The 22,780-nt window shown below is 63.5% G+C and carries 20 protein-coding genes; 5 read left to right on the forward strand and 15 right to left on the reverse strand.

Going from position 1 to position 22,780, the window contains the following annotated elements:
* Positions 1 to 139: 139 nt before the first annotated feature.
* The 4 genes from ACMO6A_RS04985 to ACMO6A_RS05000 form a co-directional block, all read right to left on the reverse strand.
* On the reverse strand, positions 140 to 1,798 hold the full coding sequence (locus ACMO6A_RS04985) for a molybdopterin-dependent oxidoreductase (protein WP_009608157.1): 1,659 nt from the start codon (positions 1,796 to 1,798) through the stop codon (positions 140 to 142).
* 65 nt (positions 1,799 to 1,863) lie between these two features.
* On the reverse strand, positions 1,864 to 3,366 hold the full coding sequence (locus ACMO6A_RS04990; RefSeq protein WP_086415012.1) for a Fic family protein: 1,503 nt from the start codon (positions 3,364 to 3,366) through the stop codon (positions 1,864 to 1,866).
* 191 nt (positions 3,367 to 3,557) lie between these two features.
* On the reverse strand, positions 3,558 to 4,016 hold the full coding sequence (locus tag ACMO6A_RS04995) for a hypothetical protein (RefSeq protein WP_009305879.1): 459 nt from the start codon (positions 4,014 to 4,016) through the stop codon (positions 3,558 to 3,560).
* A gap of 75 nt (positions 4,017 to 4,091) precedes the next feature.
* Positions 4,092 to 5,372, reverse strand: a complete 1,281-nt coding sequence (locus ACMO6A_RS05000) for an O-acetylhomoserine aminocarboxypropyltransferase/cysteine synthase family protein (RefSeq protein WP_015759908.1) — start codon at positions 5,370 to 5,372, stop codon at positions 4,092 to 4,094.
* A 218-nt stretch (positions 5,373 to 5,590) separates the two neighbouring features.
* Here ACMO6A_RS05000 and metA point away from each other — a divergent pair, with 218 nt between their 5' ends.
* From metA to ACMO6A_RS05020, 4 genes are all read left to right on the forward strand, one after another.
* A complete protein-coding gene (gene metA, locus ACMO6A_RS05005) occupies positions 5,591 to 6,532 on the forward strand; it encodes a homoserine O-acetyltransferase MetA (RefSeq protein ID WP_015759907.1) in 942 nt (313 codons plus the stop codon).
* Entirely contained in the window at positions 6,525 to 6,737 is a 213-nt protein-coding gene (locus ACMO6A_RS05010) for a hypothetical protein (protein WP_418470851.1), read from the forward strand. The genes metA and ACMO6A_RS05010 overlap by 8 nt, the downstream gene beginning before the upstream one ends.
* Positions 6,738 to 6,847: 110 nt before the next feature.
* Positions 6,848 to 7,078, forward strand: coding sequence for a prevent-host-death protein (locus ACMO6A_RS05015; protein ID WP_009305875.1), 231 nt, complete (start codon positions 6,848 to 6,850; stop codon positions 7,076 to 7,078).
* Entirely contained in the window at positions 7,075 to 7,464 is a 390-nt protein-coding gene (locus tag ACMO6A_RS05020; RefSeq protein ID WP_009305874.1) for a type II toxin-antitoxin system death-on-curing family toxin, read from the forward strand. The genes ACMO6A_RS05015 and ACMO6A_RS05020 overlap by 4 nt, the downstream gene beginning before the upstream one ends.
* 48 nt (positions 7,465 to 7,512) lie before the next feature.
* Here ACMO6A_RS05020 and ACMO6A_RS05025 read toward each other — a convergent pair whose 3' ends face one another.
* Together ACMO6A_RS05025 and ACMO6A_RS05030 are read right to left on the reverse strand one after the other, a co-directional pair.
* Positions 7,513 to 8,181 (reverse strand): HAD family hydrolase, encoded by a 669-nt coding sequence (locus tag ACMO6A_RS05025; RefSeq protein WP_009305873.1) that lies wholly within the window; start codon positions 8,179 to 8,181, stop codon positions 7,513 to 7,515.
* Positions 8,182 to 8,331: 150 nt separating this feature from the next.
* Positions 8,332 to 9,801, reverse strand: coding sequence for a helix-turn-helix transcriptional regulator (locus ACMO6A_RS05030; RefSeq protein WP_226844248.1), 1,470 nt, complete (start codon positions 9,799 to 9,801; stop codon positions 8,332 to 8,334).
* Positions 9,802 to 9,982: 181 nt separating this feature from the next.
* Between ACMO6A_RS05030 and ACMO6A_RS05035 the strand changes: the two genes are divergently transcribed.
* Complete coding sequence (locus ACMO6A_RS05035; protein ID WP_009305871.1) at positions 9,983 to 11,656, forward strand: FAD-binding protein; 1,674 nt, start codon at positions 9,983 to 9,985, stop codon at positions 11,654 to 11,656.
* 120 nt (positions 11,657 to 11,776) lie between these two features.
* Here ACMO6A_RS05035 and pyrE read toward each other — a convergent pair whose 3' ends face one another.
* The 9 genes from pyrE to lysA all read right to left on the reverse strand — a co-directional run bounded on the left by pyrE (position 11,777) and on the right by lysA (position 22,428).
* Entirely contained in the window at positions 11,777 to 12,457 is a 681-nt protein-coding gene (pyrE, locus tag ACMO6A_RS05040) for an orotate phosphoribosyltransferase (protein ID WP_009305870.1), read from the reverse strand.
* 298 nt (positions 12,458 to 12,755) lie between these two features.
* Complete coding sequence (gene dnaK / locus ACMO6A_RS05045) at positions 12,756 to 14,558, reverse strand: molecular chaperone DnaK (RefSeq protein WP_227110385.1); 1,803 nt, start codon at positions 14,556 to 14,558, stop codon at positions 12,756 to 12,758.
* 220 nt (positions 14,559 to 14,778) lie between these two features.
* On the reverse strand, positions 14,779 to 15,579 hold the full coding sequence (locus ACMO6A_RS05050; protein ID WP_227110383.1) for a J domain-containing protein: 801 nt from the start codon (positions 15,577 to 15,579) through the stop codon (positions 14,779 to 14,781).
* Positions 15,572 to 16,417 (reverse strand): DUF5685 family protein, encoded by an 846-nt coding sequence (locus tag ACMO6A_RS05055; RefSeq protein ID WP_231566061.1) that lies wholly within the window; start codon positions 16,415 to 16,417, stop codon positions 15,572 to 15,574. Before ACMO6A_RS05055 ends, ACMO6A_RS05050 begins: the two co-directional genes overlap by 8 nt.
* 14 nt (positions 16,418 to 16,431) lie before the next feature.
* Positions 16,432 to 16,872: a MarR family winged helix-turn-helix transcriptional regulator gene (locus ACMO6A_RS05060; protein WP_009305866.1), complete on the reverse strand. Its 441-nt coding sequence runs from the start codon at positions 16,870 to 16,872 to the stop codon at positions 16,432 to 16,434.
* A gap of 9 nt (positions 16,873 to 16,881) precedes the next feature.
* Positions 16,882 to 17,298: a hypothetical protein gene (locus tag ACMO6A_RS05065; RefSeq protein ID WP_009305865.1), complete on the reverse strand. Its 417-nt coding sequence runs from the start codon at positions 17,296 to 17,298 to the stop codon at positions 16,882 to 16,884.
* Positions 17,299 to 17,519: 221 nt separating this feature from the next.
* Positions 17,520 to 19,622, reverse strand: coding sequence for a sensor domain-containing phosphodiesterase (locus tag ACMO6A_RS05070; protein WP_009305864.1), 2,103 nt, complete (start codon positions 19,620 to 19,622; stop codon positions 17,520 to 17,522).
* 150 nt (positions 19,623 to 19,772) lie between these two features.
* Complete coding sequence (locus ACMO6A_RS05075) at positions 19,773 to 21,056, reverse strand: homoserine dehydrogenase (protein ID WP_009305863.1); 1,284 nt, start codon at positions 21,054 to 21,056, stop codon at positions 19,773 to 19,775.
* Positions 21,057 to 21,072: 16 nt separating this feature from the next.
* The gene (lysA, locus tag ACMO6A_RS05080; RefSeq protein WP_009305862.1) at positions 21,073 to 22,428 is read right to left on the reverse strand and encodes a diaminopimelate decarboxylase; all 1,356 of its coding nucleotides are present in this window, start codon (positions 22,426 to 22,428) and stop codon (positions 21,073 to 21,075) included.
* Positions 22,429 to 22,780 lie beyond the last annotated feature (352 nt).

Genomic DNA, 22,780 nt, shown 5'->3' on the forward strand with positions numbered 1-22,780 from the left:
GCCACGGGCTCGTCGGCAGCGGGTTCGCCGGCCAGCGCCACCGCCGGCGCGGCCGCCATGGAGGCGACCATGGTGAACCCCGCGAGGGCAGAGATCGTGGCACGACCGCGTTGCGTCGTTGTTTTCATTATCGTACCCCCTACTCTACCGTGAACATGAACTGGGTGTCGTACTGGCAGACGCGATCGGCGCCGTCGGGCGTGATGCTGGTCGTGCGGATGTCCAACAGGTAGGCGCCGGCCGCGGGCGGCGTGAAGTCCATGCGCCAGTACGTCCAGTTGTCGGCGTTGTTGTCGGGCGTGTCCACCACGGTCCACGTCTCGCCGTGATCGAAGGAGAATTCCATCTTCTTGATGGGCTCGTCCCATGCGTCGGCGAAACCCTCCAGATGCACGGTCTTCGCCTCCTCGCCGGACAGCACGATGCCGGTGGGATAGTTCAGCACGCCGCTGTTGGGCTTGGAGTAGATCTCGCCCGTGCGGTCGTCGGTGAACTGGCCCACGTACAGCTCGGCGTCGATCTTGTCGTCGGGCACCGTCATGAACGTGAGGTTGGAGATGCGCTTCGTGAAGTTGCCGCCGGACGTCTTGTTCACCCAGATCATGCAGGGATAGCCCTGCGAGTTGGGCAGCAGCTCGCCGTCCATCTTCGTGACGATGACCGCGTCGTTCTCAAGCAGCCAGTCGATGCCCATCTTCGCGTAGTCGTACCCGTCGCTGCCGATGGGGCTCACCACGTTGGCGCCCGATTTCGGCTTCGCGTAGTCGATGATGGCCTTCAGCGGAATGCCCTCCACCTCGCTCTGCATGATGGTGGCCTGGCCCACGCCGTTGATGGTGCAGTCCATCTTCATGACCTGCTTCACGGTGCCGAACTGCTGCTCCATCTCGGGAAGCGTCATCTCGACGGGGTTCTCGCAATCGCCGTCGATGGAGATGACCCAGTTCTCGTAGATGGACTTATCCTGCTTGGAATCGTCGGTCAACCACTGGCTGGGCTCGTCTTTCACGGTCTTGAAGATGCGGTTTTCAGCCGGCGTGACCGTGGTCTGATCGTAGGAGACCGAAGCCTTCAGCTCGTCGGCCTTCACGTCGGTGATGCCCTTGTACAGGTCGTACTTGACCTCGTCCCAGCGATCGAACACGCCGGTGTCGGGGTTGATGTAGTGGCACGACTGGCAGTTGCCGTCGTCGTCGTTCAGGAACATCGTGCTGTTCATATGCAGCGTGTGAATGGCATCGGCCAGCTTATGCCCCGAATACGAGTCGGAGTGGCACGCGATGCAGTTCTGATAGCCCTGCTCGGTGGGATACCCGAAGAAGATCAGGCGATGGTACGTAGGCAGGCTCATCAGCGCGTTCTCCAACGTGTGGCACGATGTGCACCCGCGTTTGTCGGCATCGAGGTACGTATTGTTCCATCCCAGCTCATCGGCAGGGACCGGTTGCACGAGGTTGCCGTTGCGGTCGGTATAGCGACGCGGCGCCTTCGCCTTCGCGTTGGCCTCGTTCTTCTCGGTGTTCTTGTAGAAGCCGGGGAGCGCGGCCACGTTGTCGATGAAGCGGCCTTCCGTGGGGAACCCGCTGTACGCCGCCAACTCGTCCACGCCGTCGCCGGCCTTCTCGCTTGCGGCGCTTTCCGCCTTTTTCTCAGGCGCTTTCGCGTCGTCGTTCGCGGCCTTCGGGCTGCAGCCCCATGCTGCGAACGAAGCCACTAGCGCAATCGCCAGCAGCACAACCAGTACTTTCGTCTTGCTTGGACCGTGCGAGCACGATTGCCCGCTCATGATGCGTTTCATTGACCCTCCTTTGACAATGGAATCGGCCGTGCCCTTCCGAAATCCTCCTTCCCCTTCGCCCTCCGTCACTCGTCGTTCGAGCGGCGACGCCTCCGCGGACCGTCACAGTCGGCGATAGGCGTGCGCCGGAAGTCGTAATGCTCGATATAGGTCTTGTCCAGCAGGGACTTTTCATAGAATCCCACGCCCCGGTTATACTCAGCAGCAATGTCGTCCGGGCTTTTGCATTCGTCGCGCAGCGCCCCGTCCTCACGGTAGTATCGGTGAAGGGCTTCGGCGCAGCGCTCCCTCACATAGGTTGCGAACACATCCTCGAACTCGTCCGAGGCCACGAAGAAATGGCGGATCCCGTCATCGTGCTGGCAAAGGAAACCCTGATCGAGCAGACGGGCGAAATCGCTGCGCGCACACGGATACGACACGTCGTAACGCTGCGCGTGGATGCCGTAGGTGAATTCCGCATTGCTGTGTAACACGGCCTCCAGCAGCACCTCCTTCTGACGGAAGTTCATGCTCTCGTCGGAATCGATGATGATGCGAAAACGTTCTCGACGGCGCGCCATGCCGTCCAGTTTGGTCATGAACCATCGCTGCCCCTCGACGAGCATCTGCACCGCCCGCTCGAAGAAGAGCGTCCAATCGCAGAAGCCATCGCACGGCACCACCAGCTCTTCGGGCACAAGGGGCGAATCGCAGACGCGATCGTCGTCATCAAGCGGGAACAATAGCTTGACGACGGGAACATGCGCCGAGAAATGATAGCCGGCACGATGCAGCACGATGAAGTACAGCAAATAGGCAAGAACACCGTTCCCGGCAGAGAACAGGTGGAACGCCTTGAAATAGCAAAGCGCTATCAAAGCATCCACTAAAGTATGGCCACCGTCGGGCGCGCACACGTGAGCGCAGAACGACTCCAGCGCCTTCGCGCGCAGCTCATCCGCCGCGCTCTCGCCACAGCCCTCGATCTCGCGCACCTCCTTGATGGAAATGCCTTCGACGAGCCGTTCGTGCAGACGCTCGATGAACGCTACGGTGAACGGCCCCTCCCGGTAGTCCTCGATGCTTATCAGTATCTTGCCGGCATTCGATACCAGCAGCTCGATGCCGTTGGCGGGCTCGCGCGCCTGCACGCACACGCGCCTGAGCCTCACCGCGTCGAGCTCGGCGTTCTCCAGACGAACCGCGCGCACCACTTCGTCGGCCGCAAGGTTCAACTCGAAGTGACCACCCTCGGGATGGCTCAAAATGCTCCCGTAATGCACGGCCAATCCCTCGTTAACTTGGAACTCTTCAAGCAGCTTGTTCAAACGCCAAGTGGGGGCGTACCAGTTGCCCGAAACGGATCGAACGTCGGCCGGCCCCTCCGCAACCGCCTCGAAGGGGACGGGCAGCACGCGGCCTTGGCATCGGCGCAGGTTGTTGAGCGCGAACCAACACAGCGACAGGTCCTCCTGACGCACGTTGAGCTCGGCCGCCAACGACTCGAGCGTCGGCGCCTTCTTCGCAGCCAGCGCCAAAGCGTTGCCCAACAGCGAGAAATCGTCCATTATGAGCTTCTTCATCATGAGCACCCCTCCCGGCCCTCACGTGCATGTTCGCAGATGCGGCGCATGCACTTCAAGGCATCGAGACGCGACTAGAAACTATTTACCACCGGACGTGAAAGGGCTTGCGTTTCGTGGAAAAGCGAAAAGCCCGCGCGCTGGGAAGCGAGCGGGCTCGAATGTCCGCGGCCGCGAGAGCGAACCGCATTTGGTCAGGTATTTCGTTCGTTATCGTAGCGCATATAACCGGGCACCCTATCCACCTTGCGCATCTCCACCAGGTCGCCCGCGCCGTAGCGGACGTACAGCGCTCCCGCCCCCTGGGCATCGGAGTACGCAAGATGGACCCAGCCGACCCCGTTGCCGCTCTCGTCTTCCAGCACGTAGATGTTCGGATCGACGGTTTCCTTGAACGCGCCTTTGACATGCGCGCCCGGAGCCTTCGACGCTTCCCACGAGGGCTCGCCGTCGAGCGTCTGAAATGCGATGGTGCCGATGCCGTCCCGGCCGGGATCCCCCTGATAGGTGCCTCTCAGCTCGAACCCTTCGTCGATGCCTCGTCGCATGGCGTTTGAATCGCCCACGGCATTCGCAACCGCGAAGATGCCGACCAGCAGCAACGCTCCCGCCACGCCTATGCCAACGCGCACGAAAAGCTTCTTGCGTTCCATGGGGCACCTCCGCGACCGAATTCCAAACCGGCTTTTCCGCTGGGGCTTCTCTGCGGGTCAGTTTACCATGCTTCGCTACACGGCCGCCAGCGCCTGGTCTATGTCGGCGACGAGGTCCTCGGTGGCCTCGATGCCGCACGACAGCCGGATGAGGTCGGGCGTGATGCCCGCGGCCGCAAGCTCCGCGTCGTTCATCTGGCGATGCGTCGCGTTGGCCGGATGCAGCACGCAGGTGCGCGCATCGGCCACGTGCGTGGCTATCTGCGCCAGCTTGAGGTTCGCCATGAACGTCTCGGCCGCGGCGCGCCCGCCGGCCACGCCGAAGCTCACCACGCCGCTGGCGCCGTTCGGCAGGTACTTCTGCGCCAGCTCGTATTGGTCGTCGCCCGGCAAGCCGGGGTAGCGCACCCAGGCGATCTTCGGATGCGCGGCCAGATGCTGCGCCAACGCCAGGCCGTTCTTGCTGTGCTGCGCCATGCGCAGGTGCAGGCTTTCCAGCCCCAGGTTGACGAGGTAGGCGTTCTGCGGCGACTGGATGGCGCCGAAGTCGCGCATGAGCTGGGCCGTCGCCTTCGTGATGAACGCGCCGCCCAAGCCGAAGCGCTCGGTGTACGTCACTCCGTGGTAGCTCTCGTCGGGCTCGCACAGGCCGGGGAACTTGTCGGCATGCGCCGTCCAATCGAACTTCCCGGAGTCCACGATGGCCCCGCCCACGCTGGCGCCATGGCCGTCCATGTACTTCGTGGTGGAGTGCGTCACGATGTCGGCGCCCCACTCGATGGGACGGCAGTTCACCGGCGTGGGGAACGTGTTGTCCACGATCAGCGGCACCCCGTGCGCGTGCGCGGCGGCGGCGAAGCGCTCGATGTCGAGCACCGCCAGCGCCGGATTCGCGATGGTCTCGCCGAACACGGCCTTCGTGTTCGGCCGGAACGCGGCCTCCAGCTCCTCGTCGGTGCAGTCGGGCGAAACGAACGTGCATTCCAGGCCCATGCGCTTCATGGTCACGGCCAGCAGGTTGTACGTGCCGCCGTAGATGGCCGAGCTGGCTACGACATGATCGCCCGCGCCGGCGATGTTGAACACGGCGAAGAAGTTCGCAGCCTGGCCCGACGACGTGAGCATGGCCGCCGTGCCGCCCTCGAGCTCGGCGATTTTGGCCGCCACGAAGTCGTTCGTGGGGTTCGCCAGACGCGTGTAGAAGTACCCGGCCTCCTCGAGGTCGAACAGGCGGCCCATGTGCTCGCTCGTGTCGTACTTCCAGGTGGTGGACTGGTAGATGGGAATCTGGCGCGGCTCGCCGTCGCCGGGACGGTAGCCGCCCTGTACGCAGGTGGTGCTGATGGATTCGCTCATGGATGCTCCTTGTTGCGGGATTGCGGATTGCGCTCTTGCGATCCGGCTCATTATGCCATCATGGTTTACGCGACGGTAGTTCTATCTTCCGATAGCATGTTATCGATAATTCAGATAAACCGGTCATCTGATTAGAAGGTATCATGATACAGACCGTTACGACCGGCACCAGCGTGCCCGCGCGATACCGCGACGATCTACGAAATGCGAGGTTTCCCATGCCCATCAGAATCCCCGACTCCCTGCCCGCGACCGAGGTGCTCGAGGGCGAGAATATCTTCGTGATGACCGAGTACCGCGCCATGCACCAGGACATTCGCCCGCTGAAGGTGCTGCTGCTCAACCTCATGCCCACGAAGATCGTCACCGAGACGCAGATCATGCGCAAACTGTCGAACACCCCGCTGCAAATCGAGGTGAGCCTGCTGCAAACGGCCAGCCACGAGGCGAAGAACGTGTCCGAGCAGCACCTCGACACGTTCTACACCACCTTCGACGAGATCAAGGACCAGCGCTTCGACGGCATGATCATCACCGGAGCGCCGGTTGAGCTGCTCGACTTTGAGGACGTGGATTATTGGGACGAGCTCGCGCGCATCATGGACTGGTCCGCCACGAACGTGCACTCCACCTTCCACATCTGCTGGGGCGCGCAGGCCGGCATCTACCACCATTACGGCATCCCCAAGTACGAGCTGGAGAACAAGCTGTTCGGCGTGTTCGACCACGAAGTGGTGAAGCCGTCGTCGCCGCTGGTGCGCGGGTTCAACGACTCGTTCCGAGCGCCGCACTCGCGTTACACCGAGGTGCACGCTGCCGACATCGAGGCGCACCCCGACCTCGAGCTGATCGCCGTCTCCGACGAGGCCGGCGTCTACATCGCGAAGAGCACCGACAGCCGGCATTTCTTCGTGTTCGGCCACCCCGAGTACGACGCCGACACGCTCATGGCCGAGTACGAGCGCGATATCGCGAAAGGCCTGGACATGCCGCTGCCTCGCCACTACTTCCCGAACGACGATCCGACGCAAGCCCCTCGCGTCACCTGGCGCGCGCACGCGCAGCTGTTGTATACGAACTGGTTGAACTATTATGTGTACCAGACCACGCCCTACGATTTGGCGAAAGTAGGCACCGAAGAGGACAGCGTCCATGAGTGACTCCCGGCGCAAACCGCGCTACATCCTGCGACCGGTGGTGACGCCGGTCGCAGGCGCGCAGCCGACTAAGAGCGCGGCTTCGAAGTCCGAAGCGTCATCCGACCCGTTCCTGCGCCCCGCCCAGGAAGACGACGACGGCTACGACCCGTTCAGCGACCGCCCGCCAACCCCCGAGCCGACCTTCCAGGAAGACCCTTGGCGATAAGAGAACTTCCTCTTTCATTTGATCCTCAATTATGCTCTTTTTTCAGCTGTTTTTTATGCTATAATATCGGCATAGATAGCAACCGGAGAAAACCGAAAGGAGGAATCGCCATGCCCCTCACAGTCAAGGCATCGGAAGCCCGCGCGCAATTTCCGACCATTGCAAAGCGCGTGTATGAGGACAATATCGAGGTAACGGTCATCAAGGGAAGCAAACCCTATGTAAAAATCGTTCCCATCGACGACAATGCCTCGGACGGCGAGAATGGAACCATGTATTTAGATGCATACTTGGAAGCTGCGGACGAGTACCGCGATTTGTTTGAGGCTCTGTCGAAATGAGCGGGCGCGATCCTTCTCCCATACCCAAGCATATCGTGCTCGCCATTCATGAAGACCAACTGAAACGTAACGGAGGAATGCCAGGAGTTCGCGACGAAGGGCTTCTTGATTCGGCTCTAGCTCAGCCTTTCGCCTCTTTCGGAGGACAAGATCTTTATCCTTCCGTGCATGAGAAAGCGGCTCGATACGGCTACGGGGTCATCAAGAACCACCCCTTCGACGACGGAAACAAGCGAACGGGAACGGCTCTCATCATCGCCTTCCTACACGGTAACGGAGTAAAGTTCAAGCCTCGTACGCAGGACTTCTTCGACACCGTCATCGCCGTCGCGAACGGTACTATGAGTTACGACGAGCTTGTCGCCTGGATCGAGAAGCAGATCTAGCGGGAACAAAACGGGGGGCGCTTCAAGTCGAAGCACCCCTCGCCTCTTTTAGTTCCAACCGAGGAACGTGTCGACGTCCAAATCCTCGAAGGTCGTGATGAACCGCTCGGCCTCGGCTGCCAGCTGCTCGCACGTGCCCGAGATATCGCAGTCGTAGATGCCGAGCGTGCGGTAGTTCGCGGCTTTCAGCGTGCGCACGGCGTACACCGAGTCCTCGACGCCCCAGGTGGCGGCAAGCGGCGTGCCCATCGCCTCGCGAGCGTGATCGTACACAGCGGGCTCGCGCTTCGAGGCGCCCACGTCGTCAACCGACACGATGGCGTCGAGGTACGGCGCGAACCCGCAGCGCTCAAGCCCGGCCTGCAAGTACGGCTGCGGGCTGGACGACGCCACACTCATGCGCACCCCGCGCTCGGCCAACGCCTGCACGAACTCGAGTGCTCCCGGCCGCGCCAGAGCGCGCTCGCGGTAGAACTCCAACATGAGCTCGTCCATCATGGCGACCACCTCGTCACCCGACGAACCCAAGCCGAAGCGCTCGTGGAAGAACGCGCCGCACTCGGGAATGGTCATCGCGGTGAGCGCATCGATTTCGGCCGCCGTCAACGTCACGTTCGCACGCCGCGCCAAACCGGCTTCCGTCTCGCGCCACACCATCATCGAGTCGATCAGCGTCCCGTCGCAATCGAAGATCACGCCGATGCGGAATGCGTCCATACGATACCCCCTCAAGGCATGCCGAACGCCGCTAAACCGGCGCCCGGCGAATCGTCTTCTTGTTCCACGAAAGAGTATCAGAAACTTCGCATCCGAGTTTGACCAGGGTCTTGATTTTGCCCAGAGTTAACGCATCCGAGTGCGAGACAGCTACCCAAGATCCTCCACCAGATCGATCAGCTCCTGATGGGTATGGACGTCCAGCTTCTGGTAGATATGCTTCACGTGCGCTTTGATGGTGTTGTACGACACGCATAGCTCGTGCTGGATGAACACGCCCGTCCTACCGCGCGCCAGCAAGTGCAGCACCTCGGTCTCTCGCTTCGTGAGCCCCTTCTGCTGCGAGAGGACCTCGCACCGCTCGTCAACGGTCAGAGCCCTCTCCTCGGAAGCATCGTCTTCATCTGCGCTGTCGACCAAAACAGGCGGAACGCTCTCGCGCACGCCGTTGATGGTTTTCTCGAAACTGAAGTGCTGCAGAAAAACCGACATGGCAACGACAAGGCAAAACACGATACCAGCCACCGCCAGAACCACCACCTGCACATCGCTCGTCCAATAGTGGTTCACGAAACGGCCGGCATTGGCTCCTAGGATGACGCCAATGGCATGCATCGCGGAGCCCCAAGCGAAAACCGAAACGGCACCATGCATGTTGCGCCGGGCCAACGCCGTGAGCACGATCCACTGGAACACGTCGAACGCAGCGATCCCGCAGCTGATCAAACCGTTCGAGATGGAGAACCGAATCAAGTCCGAAGCGGGAACGAGCAGAAGCCCCGCGATCGCAAGCAGCGCGGCCAGCTTCAAAAGCGCATCGGTCGTCAACCGGCGGGGAGCAAGGCATGCGACAACAAGGACCACCGCCAAAATCGCGAGGCTCCAGATCGACGTGGCAGGAATGCCCCCGGTTTCTCCGAACGTGAGCATGAAGCCCTGGACCGCGCTGAACAGAAGGAGGCAGACGAATAGTTGATGGCCGAACGGCAAGAACGACGAAGGCTGCGTGATGGCCATATCGTGCGGCGATTCGTCGCGAGAAAGCCGTGCCATTGTTTCCGAAGCAGTCGGATTCGCCAACAACGCAGCTCCTAGCAAGAGGGCTGCATGGACGGCAAGCGCAAACTCCGAATAGCCCACCGCAATCGCCTGTTTCGCGCCGGCGCATGCCAGCAATCCCGTCACGATGCAGATGGACGCGAGCTTCGTCGGAACAGAGCACAGGGCTATGCCCACCAGGATCGCGCACGCACCCTCGGCAACGGATACCAGGCAGGCGCCTGCCAGCATGACGCCCATCGATCCCAGCCGATCACCCGCCCACACGAGCAGCGACCCTCCCGCAGCTCCGAAGATCGCAATGCCCATGAGCACCTGCCTGCGCAACGCACGCGGACGACGCACCGACACGACGGCGACAGCCACCAGCGCGGCGCCGTTCGCTAACGTACACAGCTCTCGAATGAAGGAAAGCTGCGTGTCGTACAGAGGAAACAGATGCACGTTCAGCGACCAACTGCTCAACGTCAGCAACGCCAACGCAAGGCCCTGCGCAAACGAGAACAAGCCCGCCTTCGGCGGCGCGACCCCCTCGCCGTTCTGCTCCCGTGATCTCAACATGCCCGTATTGTAGCCGAAACACTCCATCTGGTTAACCGGCGTAAGAAGCTTTCTACCTGGGGTTACCCAAAAATTACCCACTGAGGGTGATGAAGTTTGCCCACGGCGACCCTAGGATGCACCCTCGAACCGCCGCAGCGCGGAGCACCGCCTGCACAACTCGCGAACAAGGGAGGGACCTATGAGCACCAAACATGCACAGGGCATATCTCGTCGAAGCTTCCTCGCAGGAACAGCCTTGGCAAGCACCGGAGCCGTTTTGGGACTGGCCGGATGCGCGCCGAAGGAGAACAAGGGCGCCGAAGAAGCGAACGCTGAAACGGGCAGCACATCGTCCGATTGGCTGGGCTCGGAGCCGACCGTTCAGGAAAGCGACATCGTCGAAACCATCGACACCGAATTCCTGATCGTCGGCGCTGGCACAGGCGGCCTGTTCGCCGCATGCGCAGCCGGAGAAGAGGGCATCGAGACGTTCGTTCTGGAGAAGTACAACGGCGGCGTCGTGCGCGACGACGTCGGAGGCGTGAACTCTCGCCTTCAGCAGGAAAGCGGATACACGATGGATCTGCAGGAGTACCTGCTCGACATGAACCACTACGCCGCAGGCCAATGCAATCTCAACCTTCATAAGACGTGGTACGAAAAATCGGGCGAAACCATCGACTGGTACGAGACCGTGCTCGACCAGTACGGCGTGAAGCTCTGGCATGAAGCCGCCGAAGAAAAGCACGAGACGAACTACAAGCACTGGGCAACCGGTCATTCGCCCGCCTGGCCGGAAGATGGCTCGCTTAACGGATTCACCGTGCTGTCCGATTACGCCGAGAAGACCGGCCATGTGACGTTCCGCTACAACACGCCCATGGTCAAGTTGGTTGTGGAAGGCGACAAGGTGGTCGGCGCCATCGGCAAAGGCGAGAACGGATACATCCAGGTCAACGCCAGCAAGGGCGTGCTGGTATCCACCGGCGGCTACGGCATCAACGTCGACATGCAGAAGGCGCTGCAGCCGCATACCACCAGCCTGTATGGGTTCAACTCCGCGCAGCCGGGTTGCGAAGGCGACGGCATCAAGGCCTGCCTGTGGGCGGGTGCGAAGATGGACGATACGCATTCCAGCATGCTGTTCGATCGCGGCGGCCTGCCGGCCGACTCGCTTGGCGGAGCCGATTGCGGCGTAGGCACGCTCTTCTGGATGGGAAGCCAGCCCTGGCTCAAGGTGAACCTGAACGGCGAGCGCTTCTGCAACGAATCCGGCACGTACGACTTCGTGCTGCACTCCGACGCCCAGCAGCCGGGTTCCATCCACGTCACGCTCTGGGATGCCGATTTCGCCACCTACGCCGAGCAATTCGACATGCACGGATGCTCGCGCCTCTTCCCCTTCGACAACGGCGCCGCGCCGAACATCCCCATCCAGGCGGTTATGGGCATGAACGAAGAGCTGGCGGCCAAGGGCTACATCCAAAAAGCCGACACCTTGGAAGAGCTGGCCGGGAAGCTCGGGTTGCCCGCCGACGCGCTCATCGCCACGGTGGAGCGCAATAACGAGAACTACGATAATCAGGTCGACCCCGATTTCGGGAAAGAGCCGTTCCGTCTCTCACCCGTGCGAAACCCGCCGTTCTACGGCATCCGCAACACCGGCATGCTGTTGTGCACCATGGACGGGATCAACATCAACACCCAAGGCCAGGCGCTGCGCGCAGACGGCAGCGTGATCGAGGGTCTGTACGTGACCGGCAACGACTCGGGCGGATACTACTCCATGACGTATCCGAACCTCTCGACCGGCAACGCCTGCGGCCGCACCGTCACGTTCGGCCGCATGATCGCGAAGAACCTGGCGAAGTAGCCGACCCCCAAAATCCCCTCCCCTCCTGAAAGGCCCGATCGACGCGCATGATGGCGTCGATCGGGCCTTCGCATTCGCTTGGACGGGAACAGCTGAAGAAACCAGGGGGTCGGCTCAGCCTTACTTCACGCCGTACTGCTCGTAGTAGGCATCCAGCGCCGCCTTCACGTCGTCGTCAATGACCACGCGCCCCTGCACTTCGCGGTTGTACAGGCATTCGGTCACCTCGGCCATGCTCACGATGGACGCGACGGGGAAACCGTACTTCTCCTGCACTTCCTGCTGCGCAGTCACTACGCCGCCTTTGCCCACTTCCATGCGGTTGAGCGACACAATGAGGCCCTTGACGTCCACATCGGCCGCGCCCTTGAGCACGGGATACGTCTCATCTATGGACTTGCCGGACGTGGTGACGTCCTCCACCATGATCACGCGGTCGCCGTCGTGCAGCTCGCTTCCCAGCAGGTTGCCCGCATCGGCGCCGTGGTCTTTGACTTCCTTGCGGTTGGAGCAGTAGCGCGCTTCCTTGCCGTACAGCTCCTGCAAGCCGATGACCGTGATCACCGACAGCGGAATGCCCTTGTACGCCGGCCCGAACACCACGTCGAAGTCCAGCCCAAAAGTATCATGGATGGCGCGCGCGTAATACAAGCCCAAGCGGTGCAGCTGCTCGCCCGTCACGTAGGCGCCCGCATTCATGAAGAAGGGGGACTTCCTGCCGCTTTTCAGCGTGAACTCGCCGAACTTGAGCACTTCGCTTTCAACCATGAACTCGATGAACTCTTGCTTGTACTGCTCCATGAGGGGTCCCTTCCTTCTCTTTCACCGCGCAGCCGCGCGCCCGCTGCGAACCATGATACTAGAAAGCGCCGACCGCCGGGACGTGGGCGCAAAATGCAACCCATGACAATTTTGGGCGGCCTTTCAGCCCCCTTGCGCCGGATCGTCGAGAAGCGGATCGGCATATGCCCAGCTCGCAAGCTTCTCGAGGCGCCCTGACTCCGAGTTCTCCATGGGAAACATTGTCATGGGCGCCGTTTTGCGCCCAAGGCGGCGAGCATCTCGCCCGCCGCCGTCGACATGTCAGATCCCGCGCCCCCTACCCTTGCTTCCCCAGCAGCTCGCGCACATGGGCGCTCGATGTCCTCAAGCGCTCGGCGGCCGCCTTGATGTCGGACACGTTGTCAACCGACGCCGCCTCGGCCTCGCGCGCCTTCTTGCCGAAACCGGCGGGGCGCTTCGACAGCGCCTTGCGCAGCGTTTCGGCGTCGGCCTTGACCTGCTTCTTCTCGTCTTTCTCCAACTGCTTTCCAACCTGGCCGAGCGCCCGGTCCACCTCGTTCAGCAGACCCTGCGCCTCCTCGCGCGCCAGCATGGCCTCGCGTCGCTCGCTGTCCTGCGCGGCGTACTGCTCGGCATCGCGAATGGCGCGCTCGATGTCGTCGTCGGACATGCGGCCGGAGTCGTCGATGGTGATGGACTGCGCCTTGCCCGTGTCCAGATCCTTCGCCGACACGGTGAGGATGCCGTTCGCGTCGATGTCGAACGTCACCTCGATCTGCGGCACGCCGGCCGGCGCGCGCTTGATGCCCTTCAGCTTGAACATGCCGATGGACTTGTTGTCCTTCGCCATGGGGCGCTCGCCCTGCAGCACGTGGATCTCCACGCTGGTCTGGAACGCGGCGGCGGTGCTGAACACCTGCGAGTAGTGCACCGGCAGCGTGGTGTTGCGCTCCACGAGGCGCGTCGCCACGCCGCCCACCGTCTCGATGGACAGGCTGAGCGGCGTCACGTCTAAAAGCAGGATGCTGTTATCGGCCTTCACCAGGCCCGTCGACGTGCCGGACAGCGTGGCACCCTGGATAGCGGCGCCCATGGCTACGCACTCGTCGGGGTTGATGGACGCGGACGGCTCCTTGCCCGTGAGCTTGCGCACATGGTCCTGAACGGCCGGAATGCGCGTGGAGCCGCCCACCAGCAGCACGCAGCCCAGCTCGGACGCGGCGATGCCGGCGTCGTTGAGCGCGGTCTGCACGGGACCCGACGTGCGCTCCACCAGATCGCGCGTCATGTCGTTGAACGCGGCGCGCGTGAGCGTGGCCTCGAGGTGCAGCGGGCCCGACGGGCCCTGCGCCAAGAACGGGAGGTTGACATGCGCGGTATCGAGCGACGAAAGCTCCTTCTTCGCCTCGCGGGCCGCCTCGGTGACGCGCTGCATGGCCGCCTGGTTGCCCCGCAGGTCAACCCCATGCTCGCGCTTGAAGGCGTCCAGCAGGTGCGCAGCCACGCGCTCGTCGAAGTCGTCGCCGCCCAGATGGTTGTCGCCCGACGTGGCCAGCACCTCAATGACGTCGTCGCCGATCTCGATGACCGACACGTCGAACGTGCCGCCGCCCAGGTCGTACACCATCACCTTCTGCGGCGTGCCGTTGTCCAAGCCGTAGGCGAGAGCTGCAGCCGTGGGCTCGTTGATGATGCGCAGCACGTCGAGGCCTGCAATGCGCCCGGCGTCCTTCGTGGCCTGGCGCTGCGCATCGTCGAAGTACGCGGGCACCGTGATAACCGCCTGCGTGACATCCTGGCCAAGAAACGCCTCGGCATCGCGGCGCAGTTTGCGCAGGATCATGGCCGACAGCTCCTGCGGCGAGTAGGGCTTGCCGTCGATGTTGGCGCGCCAATCGCTGCCCATGCGGCGCTTGACCGACTCGATGGTGCGGTCGGGGTTCACCGCCGCCTGGCGGCACGCGATGGTTCCCACCAGGCGCTCGCCTTCCTTCGAAAACGCGATCACGCTGGGCGTGGTGCGCTCCCCTTCCGCGTTCGGCACGATAACGGGCCGGCCGCCCTCCACCGTAGCCGCGCAGCTGTTCGTCGTTCCTAAGTCGATGCCGATCGTTGCCATGAGTGCGTCCTTTCGGGTTGAGATTGCATAGGTGCAAGTGCGAAAACTCGAATCACCGGTAGTTCGTAGCGTCAGCGAGGGTTTCCGTGGTGCCCGAGATCGTGGGGAGGGCGAGGGCGTGGCGTACTTCGGTACGCAAGCCCTCGGACTCGCCGCGAGATCGGGCACCATGGGAAGCCGCAGCGTCGAGCGGTTCCGACGGCCGGCAGGCCGCCGGAACCTAAAACGGCATCCCGCACAGCCGGCACAACGAGGGGCCCAGGCACCAGATGCCGCAGCAGAGGATGCTGGGGTCGATGCCCATGCTGAAGCCTTGCGATTGGCTTTCCTGCTGGTAGGTTTGGCCAGTCTGCTGGAACTGCCGCTGCGCGCGCTGGTAGTCCGGGTTGTTCGGATCCATGCGCACCGCGCGCCTGATCTGCTCGAGCGCCATCAGCGTGTTGCCCGCCGCGTCGTTGGCCAGCGCGCTGAGGTAGTACCAGCGGGCCGAGCGGCCGTCGCTGGTCACCGTGTTCAGGATGTCCAACGCCTGCTGACCGCGCCCGGCGTTGATGGCGTCGATGGCGTTGCGCATCTGTACGTTGTCGCCCGCGGCCGCCTCGGGATGGATGGGCTCGCGGCTGCCGTAACCTGCGCCGCCAAAGCCGAACAGGTCGTCGAAGTCGAACCCGAAGCCGCCCGACCAGCCGTACGGCCCCTCGGTCCCGTAACCCGAACCGCCCGCGCCCTGCCCCTGGCCTGCTCCGCCGCCTGCTCCGCCGTATCCCGCGCCGCCTCCGTAGCCCGCGCTACCCTGCGGCCCGGATGCCGCCCCGGCGCGACGGTCGCGCGCCGCGTACTTCTCGGGGTTGACGATGCGGTCGTACGCCTCGTTGATCTTGTTCATGCGATCCGCCGCCGCAGGATCGTTCGGGTTCAGATCGGGATGGTTCTCGCGAGCCTTCTTGCGGTACGCCTTCTTCACCTCGTCGGCGGACGCATCACGGCTCACGCCCAGCACGTCGTAGGGATTCTCAACCACGGCGCTTCTCCTTATCGTTTTCCAACGCGTAGTACTTCTGCCACACGCCCGCGTACACCACGCTGCGCAGCAGGCGCAGGTCGCGCTCCAGCGGCAAGCGCTCGAACGCCTCGGCCACGCCCGCCGCCAGCAGGTGCAGATCCTCGCGCATATCCTCCGCGCTCATATCCATAGCAACCAGCGGGTTATAGCTGCCCGATGCCCGGTCGTCCTCGTAGTCCATCACGGCGTCCATCACGTACACGAACTTGCCCAGACGGGCGCCCACCGTCCGCAGGTCGTCCGCCCAGTAATCGTCGGGACGGTACACGAACAGCTCGCCCATCAGCACGCCGAAGCGGTTGGCCGCCGCATCGGGAGCGGGCACCTCGCCGCCCGGAGCGGCGCCCGCTTCGCGCGCAGCGGCCTCGATGGCTCCGATGTCGGCCATGCCCGTCTCGACGGCCTCGCAGATGCGAGGGTTCCTTTCGCGGATGGCACGGTAGGATCCGGCCAGCATGCCCGCAAACGCCCGAGCCCGCACGCTGCGATCGTCGTTCCAGTCGTCGAGGCCCTTGTAGTACGCAAGCGCCACCGTCACGTCGGCCGCATAGTCGATACATGCCGAACGCACGAACCCGTGCGCCTTCACCGGATGGGGCGCGCAGCGTCCCTCGCCCTCGCGCTCCTCCGGCTCGTACAGCGAGCCCAGCAACAGCGCCAAAAACACCAGGTCGTACGTCAGCGCCAAGCGACAGTGCTGCCCGCATCGCTCGCCGATCGCGCGACACAACCCGCAGTACGCTCGATGGTAGCGTTCGCGCTCGGCTTCGTCCAAGCCCTCCAAACGGGGCACCACGTATCCGAACATCCTCAGCGCACCAGCTTTCCCGAAAAGGCGCTGAGCGCCTGGAAACCTTCGAGGATCGCATCGAACGTCTCTTGCGGCTCGGCCGAGAACGCCCTGCCGTAACGACGCTGCACCTCGCCGTCGACGCTGGCCAACAGCGCGCGGCCTTCGTCGGTGACATGCAGCCGCAGCGACCGGCGGTCGGTCTGGCTGCGCTGGCGCTCGATGAGCCCTCGATTCTCCAGCTTGCGGCACACGGGCGAGAAGTTCGTGCGCAGGATGCCGGCGCGGTCGCTCAGCTGGCCCGCGGTCAAACCCGGCGTGCGCATCAGCTCCACCAGCACGTGCATCTGCTGCAACGTCAGGCCGTGCTCCTGGCAGATCGGCGTCATCGTATCGTGCAGTATCTTCTGCAAGTCGTAGGTGATGGCGAACAGCTCGCGCTTGAAAGCTGCGATATCCACGGCGGACCTTTACGACTTCTGCTTCGTCTCGGTCTTGCACTTCGGGCACACCACGCGCAGCGTGCCCTTGCCGCGCGGCACCGACAGCACCTGGCCGCAACCCTTGCACTTGAAGTAGCGCGTGGTCTTGCGGTTCGTCCACTTCTTGCGCATCAGCGACAGCTGCTTGCGCGGCTTCTCCACGATGCGCTCGAACGTCGCGTTCTCGCGGTCGCGGGCGGCGATGTTCTTCGAGTAGCTGCGGAACAGCGAATACGCCAGCACGATCAGCGCCACCCAAGACAGCAGGTCAAGCCCAGGAATCAGCGAGGCGAACAGTAGCACGATACCCGCAACCACCAAGAAGTTGGAGAATGTGTCGGCGCCGCGGCGCCCCTGCATCATGCCCGACAGCTTCCACTGCAACCGCTCCAGAAAACCCTTCACGCGAACCTCTTCTCCTTCATGCCTGCCTGGCCGCACGCAGCGCAAACGCGCTTCCGCGCACGACGCCGACCGTCGCACGGCCGCTTTCGATCTCTGAAGAAATATAGTATTAAAGTAAGATTATTTTTCGACCAAGACGAGCCGATGTCATCGAACTGACATGTTGCTGCCATAAAGCGCCCACAGGAAAAGGCGCTCCGCATTCGCGGCGCATCGCGTCCTTACGCCATGAACCGCCGCTCGAACTCGTCGATAGCGGACGGCCTCCCGATGAGATACCCCTGCGCCCTCGTGCATCCCGTCGTCTTCAGCGCCTCCAGTTGCTGCTCGGTCTCGATGCCTTCGGCCACCGACTCGATGCTCAGGTCGTCGCACAAAGACGCGAGGCCGCTCACCACGCGCATGGTGCGATCCGTGGCATCGATGCCCCAGATCAACGACCGGTCCATCTTCAGCACGTCGAATTCCAGCTGCACGAACAGCGACACGTTCGCGTTGTCCACCCCGAAGTCGTCGACGGCCACGCTGAAACCGCGGCCCCGCAGATCGTCCGCCACGCAGCGCAGCAGGTCGCCTCCGCGCCCGCGCGCCGACTCGGTCACTTCGATCTCGATGAGCGACGGGTCCACGCCGAAGCGCGCGACCGTTTCCGCCACCCGATCGACAAATCCCTCTTCCCCCACCGTCATGCGCGAGAAGTTCACCGCGATGGGCACTGCCGCACGGCCTTCGCGCTGCCAGCGCGCAACCGTCTCGCACGCGCGCGTCAGGGCGAAGAAGTCCACATCGGCGATCTCGCCCATGTCCTCCAACGCGGGAACGAAGGATGCCGGCTGCACCTCGATCCCCCGCTCGGGGTCGAGGTAGCGGATGAGCGCTTCGGCCCCTACCAGCGCACCGGTTTGCGTTGCCACCTGAGGCATGAGGAAGATGTCGAGCAGCCCGGCCTCCACCGCGTCCCGCGCGCCGCCGGGGCGGATGAGGTCGTTCACCGCTCCGTCCTGCGCCAAGTCGATGCCCAGATCGGTTGCCCGATGCCGCCCGATCTTGACGCGGCGCATGCGGTCGCCCGCCGTGTTCAGCAGCACGGTCGCGTCTTCGCAGCGCTCGCTCCAGGCAAGCCCCACCGAAGCGGGCAGCCCGGCCTCGGCGAAGCGGGCCGTCAGGCTGCGCGTCATGCGGTCGAACTCCTCGTATTCAAGCGGCAGGGCCACCGCGCAGAACTCGTCGTCGCCGATGCGGTACACGCCCTCGCCGAACACCTCGCGCATGGAAGAGCAGATGCGCCGCAGGACCTCGTCGCCCTCGTCGCGGCTGCGCTCCCGGTTCACCACCGCAAGACGGTCGGCATCCACCAGCACGAACCCGATGCTCTCGAACGTCCCGCAGTCGTAATCGCGATGGAACGCGCTGCGCGAGTACGCACCGGTCAATCCGTCTTTCCAGGTCAGCTCGTCAACCTGGCGCTCCGCCATCGCGCGCTTCATGCTGGCGGAGATGAACGACGCCAGGCTGACCAGCGGCTTCTCAATGATTTCCAGGCGGCCTTTCTTCGGATCGTCTGCTCCCATATAGCCTACGAGCCTGCCGTCCACTTCGAGCGGAACGACCACGAGCGACTGGATGCCCTGGACGGACAGCGCCTCGTACTCGTCGGCGCGCTCGCCGTCCTGCAGGTCGTCCACCGAGTTGATGATGACCGCTTCCCCGCGGGTGAACCGCTCGATCCAGTGATCGATCAGCGACAACGGCAAATCGGACAGGTTCTGGATCTCGGGAGACACGCCCTGCGCGCACCACTCGTAGGCGTTCCACATGCGATGGCTCACGATGTTGAAGATGTAGGTGCGATCGGCCTGCAAGAACTCGCCCACCATGCCCAACACCGCGTTGAGCGCCGCATCGAGATCGTCGTTCTCCAGAACCCGGATGCATTCGACGTTCAAACCGTTCGCGCTTGCGAGGAACTTGAACGATTCCTTCTCGCGGTCGTGATCGGTTATGTCGAACGCGATCTCGAGGCGCGCTTGCTTGCCGTTCCAGTCGATCAGCTTGTCGCGCAACAGGTAGTGATGCTTCGTGATGGGGCTCGTGTGCTCCCATTCGAGGAACGCGCCGCCGCTCGGGCGGTTGTTCGTGCAGAACGGGCAGGGGGACGTGCGGTTCTGCAGCGCGGCGTAGCACAGGTGCGTTCCGTCGGCGATGTCCTGGCCGTAAGCCTCTTTGCCGGCCTTGTTGACGAACAGCAGCTGATAGGTGTCGGGGTCGCTGATGTACACGAGCTCGGACAGTCCGTCGAGGAGCGAATCTACTGCGAATTGCACGAGCGCCCCTCTCTGTCCCCGATGTGCCAATATGCCCTCTGATAAGGCATGATTATAGAGGAAGCCCAGGTCGCTGCTAAGGGGGTAGTGTAAAACGAACGGCCCCGCACGAGGCGAGGCCGTTCGAGGGGCGTCGATGTGCGCGCAGGATCACTCCTCCACGCGGATGACGCTGGGCTCATCGCGCAGCACGTCGTCGAGCTCGGCGATCTCGGCCAGCACGTCGCGCACGCTCTTCTCGCGCGCGGTGTGGGTGACGTACACGAGATCCACCTGGCCGCTTTCCTTCTTGCCGCGCTGCACCACCGAGTACACGCTGACGTTGTGCTTGGCGAACACGCCGGCCATCGCGGCCAGCACGCCTGAGCGGTCGGCCACCTTGAAGCGGATGTAGTACTTCGTCTTGAGGTCGTCCATCGGCACGATGGGAAGCTCGTCGGTGCAGGTGCAGCCCACCAGCGGCCCCACGCCCAGCGTGACATGGCGCGCCACTTCCACCACGTCGCCCATCACGGCGCTGGCGGCCGGGCCCGCGCCCGCGCCCTCGCCGAAGAACATCGTCTCGCCCACGGCGTCGCCTGTGACGTAGATGGCGTTGTACACGCCGTCAACGGTGGCCAGCTGGTGCGACAGCGGCAGCATCGTGGGATGCACGCGCACGTCCACGCCCTCGTCGGTGCGGTGCGCCAGCGCCAGCAGCTTCACGCAGTAGCCCATGTCGCGCGCTGCGTCCAAGTCCATCGTGGTGACGTTGCGGATGCCCTCGGTGTGCACGTCGTCGATGGTCACGCGCGAGTTGAACGCGATGGACGCGAGGATGGCGATTTTCGCGGCGGCGTCGAACCCGTCCACGTCGGCGGTGGGGTCGGCCTCCGCGAAGCCCTTCTCCTGTGCCTCCTTGAGCGCGGCGTCGTAGCTGAGCCCGTCCTCCACCATACGCGTGAGCATGTAGTTCGTCGTGCCGTTCACGATACCCATGACCGAGCTGATCTCGTTGGCGATGAGCGAGTGCTTCATCGGGTCGATGATGGGGATGCCGCCGCCCACGCTGGCTTCGAACGCGATCTCCTTGCCGGCCTCGTCGGCCGCGCCCATGACCTCTTCGCCGTACGTTGCCATGAGCGCCTTGTTGGCCGTGACCACGTTCTTGCCCGCCTTGAGAGCGCCCACCACGATGTCGCGCGCCACGGTGGTGCCGCCGATCAGCTCCACCACGATGTCGATGTCCGGATCGTTCAGGATGTCCTGGTAATCCTGCGTGAAGATGTCCTCCACGCCGTGCGCGATAGCCTGCTCGGGGTTGCGCGAGCACACGCGCACGAGCTCCACGTCGATGCCGTAGTGGCGCTTGAAATCCTCGCGGTGGTTCTTCAGGATGTCGATGCACCCGCCGCCGACCGTGCCCGTGCCCACCAGTCCCAGTTTTACCGTCATGCTGCGCTCCCTTTTCCTAAATGTCTCGGCTCATCAGGTCTTCGTACGTTTCGCGTCGCGTGGTCACGCGGGCCTGGCCGTCCTTCACGAACACGATGGCCGGCCGCGGCTGGCCGTTGTAGTTGCTGGCCATAGTGTAGCAGTACGCGCCCGTGCCGAAGACGGCGACGATGTCGCCCAGGTCGGGGTGCTGCATCGGCATGTCGATGACCACGGCGTCGCCGCTTTCGCAGTGCTTGCCCGCGATGGTGACGATCTCGGTGCGCGGCTGACCCGCCTTGTTCGCGATGACCGGCTCGTAATCGGCGTGGTACAGCGCCGTGCGGATGTTGTCGGACATGCCGCCGTCCACCGCCACGTACTTGCGGATGCCCGGCAGCGTTTTCAGAATGCCCACCGTGTACAGCGTCACGCCCGCCGTGGCCACCAGGCTGCGGCCCGGCTCGGTGAGCAGGCGCGGCTCGGGCACGCCGAACTTCTCGCACGCCGCGTGCACCGCCGACGTGACCGTTTCGGCGAACTCGTCGATGGAAGCCGGCTTGTCGTCGGCCGTGTAGGCGATGCCCAGGCCGCCGCCCACGTCCAGCTCCTCTATACGATAGCCGTACCCTTCCTCGATGCGCGCCATAAGCTCCACCATGACCTCGACGGCCTCAGGGTAGGAATGCAGCGCGAATATCTGCGAGCCGATGTGGCAGTGCAGACCCGCCAGCCTCACGTTCGGGGCCGCCAGCACGTCCTTCACGCACCCGTAGGCGAAGTCGTCGCGCATGGTGAAGCCGAACTTCGAGTCCTCGCAACCCGTGCGGATGTACTGATGGGTGTCGGCCTCGACACCCGGCGTGATGCGCATGTAAATAGGCTGCACGACGCCCAGCTCGCCCGCGATCTCGGAGATGCGCTTGAGCTCGATGCGGCTGTCGATGATGATGCGGCCAACGCCCGCCTGGATGGCTTCGCGCAGCTCGCGCGGCGTTTTATTGTTGCCGTGCATGAAGATGCGCTCGGTCGGGAAGCCCGCGGCCAACGCGATGGCCAGCTCGCCGCCGCCTGACACGTCGAGGCACAGCCCCTCGTCGGCTACGATGCGCGCGGCCTCCTTGTTGAGGAACGCCTTGCTGGCGTACACGACATCGGAGTTCTGATAGCGGCTGCGGAACGCCGCGAGGTAGGTTTCCATGCGCGTGCGCATGTCCGCCTCGTCCATGACGTACAGCGCCGTGCCCTGCTCGCGCGCCAGCTCCACCATATCGACGCCGCCCACATACAGGTGGTCGTCCTTCACCTCGGCGGTCAAGGGAAGCACCGCGCCCAGCTCCATGGTGGTGCGGTTGTCCGGTTGTTTGCTCAAGTCGGCTGCGGGAAGAGACATGCGATTCCTTTCGTGCGTCCTGGGGATTCGCCTAGTCTATCATCCCCGCTCGCGCACGGCGACACCCTGATCGAAAATGTCGCAATCATCCACCCTGCGGCAGGCGCTAAACGGCTTTTGGAAGCCGGCCGAAGCGCCGCTCCATGCAGGGGGAACGTTATGGAAGGTCGACGGTTGCTTTCTAACCAACGCGCACAGATGTTTCACGTGAAACATCTTCGGATCCGCCCGCTCCCCGCGTTTCGCGCCCCATGTGCGCGTCTATGCTCCCCGCGCCTCGCGTCCCGCTCCCGCCCGCGCGTCCCTTCGCTCCCGCCCGCGCACAGATGTTTCACGTGAAACATCTGTGCGC

The organism is Eggerthella sp. (genome assembly GCF_048329335.1).
Taxonomy (GTDB): Bacteria; Actinomycetota; Coriobacteriia; order Coriobacteriales; family Eggerthellaceae; genus Eggerthella; species Eggerthella lenta.

Coding starts and splice junctions, on each gene's coding strand:
- lysA (WP_009305862.1), bottom strand. CDS start 22,428: ATGTCTCTTCCCGCAGCCGACTTGAGCAAACAACCGGACAACCGCACC.
- dnaK (WP_227110385.1), bottom strand. CDS start 14,558: ATGGCAACGATCGGCATCGACTTAGGAACGACGAACAGCTGCGCGGCT.
- ACMO6A_RS05015 (WP_009305875.1), top strand. CDS start 6,848: ATGCCCCTCACAGTCAAGGCATCGGAAGCCCGCGCGCAATTTCCGACC.
- ACMO6A_RS05010 (WP_418470851.1), top strand. CDS start 6,525: ATGAGTGACTCCCGGCGCAAACCGCGCTACATCCTGCGACCGGTGGTG.
- ACMO6A_RS04990 (WP_086415012.1), bottom strand. CDS start 3,366: ATGATGAAGAAGCTCATAATGGACGATTTCTCGCTGTTGGGCAACGCT.
- ACMO6A_RS05035 (WP_009305871.1), top strand. CDS start 9,983: ATGAGCACCAAACATGCACAGGGCATATCTCGTCGAAGCTTCCTCGCA.
- ACMO6A_RS05025 (WP_009305873.1), bottom strand. CDS start 8,181: ATGGACGCATTCCGCATCGGCGTGATCTTCGATTGCGACGGGACGCTG.
- metA (WP_015759907.1), top strand. CDS start 5,591: ATGCCCATCAGAATCCCCGACTCCCTGCCCGCGACCGAGGTGCTCGAG.
- ACMO6A_RS05000 (WP_015759908.1), bottom strand. CDS start 5,372: ATGAGCGAATCCATCAGCACCACCTGCGTACAGGGCGGCTACCGTCCC.
- ACMO6A_RS04995 (WP_009305879.1), bottom strand. CDS start 4,016: ATGGAACGCAAGAAGCTTTTCGTGCGCGTTGGCATAGGCGTGGCGGGA.
- ACMO6A_RS05020 (WP_009305874.1), top strand. CDS start 7,075: ATGAGCGGGCGCGATCCTTCTCCCATACCCAAGCATATCGTGCTCGCC.
- ACMO6A_RS05075 (WP_009305863.1), bottom strand. CDS start 21,056: ATGACGGTAAAACTGGGACTGGTGGGCACGGGCACGGTCGGCGGCGGG.
- ACMO6A_RS04985 (WP_009608157.1), bottom strand. CDS start 1,798: ATGAAACGCATCATGAGCGGGCAATCGTGCTCGCACGGTCCAAGCAAG.
- pyrE (WP_009305870.1), bottom strand. CDS start 12,457: ATGGAGCAGTACAAGCAAGAGTTCATCGAGTTCATGGTTGAAAGCGAA.
- ACMO6A_RS05030 (WP_226844248.1), bottom strand. CDS start 9,801: ATGTTGAGATCACGGGAGCAGAACGGCGAGGGGGTCGCGCCGCCGAAG.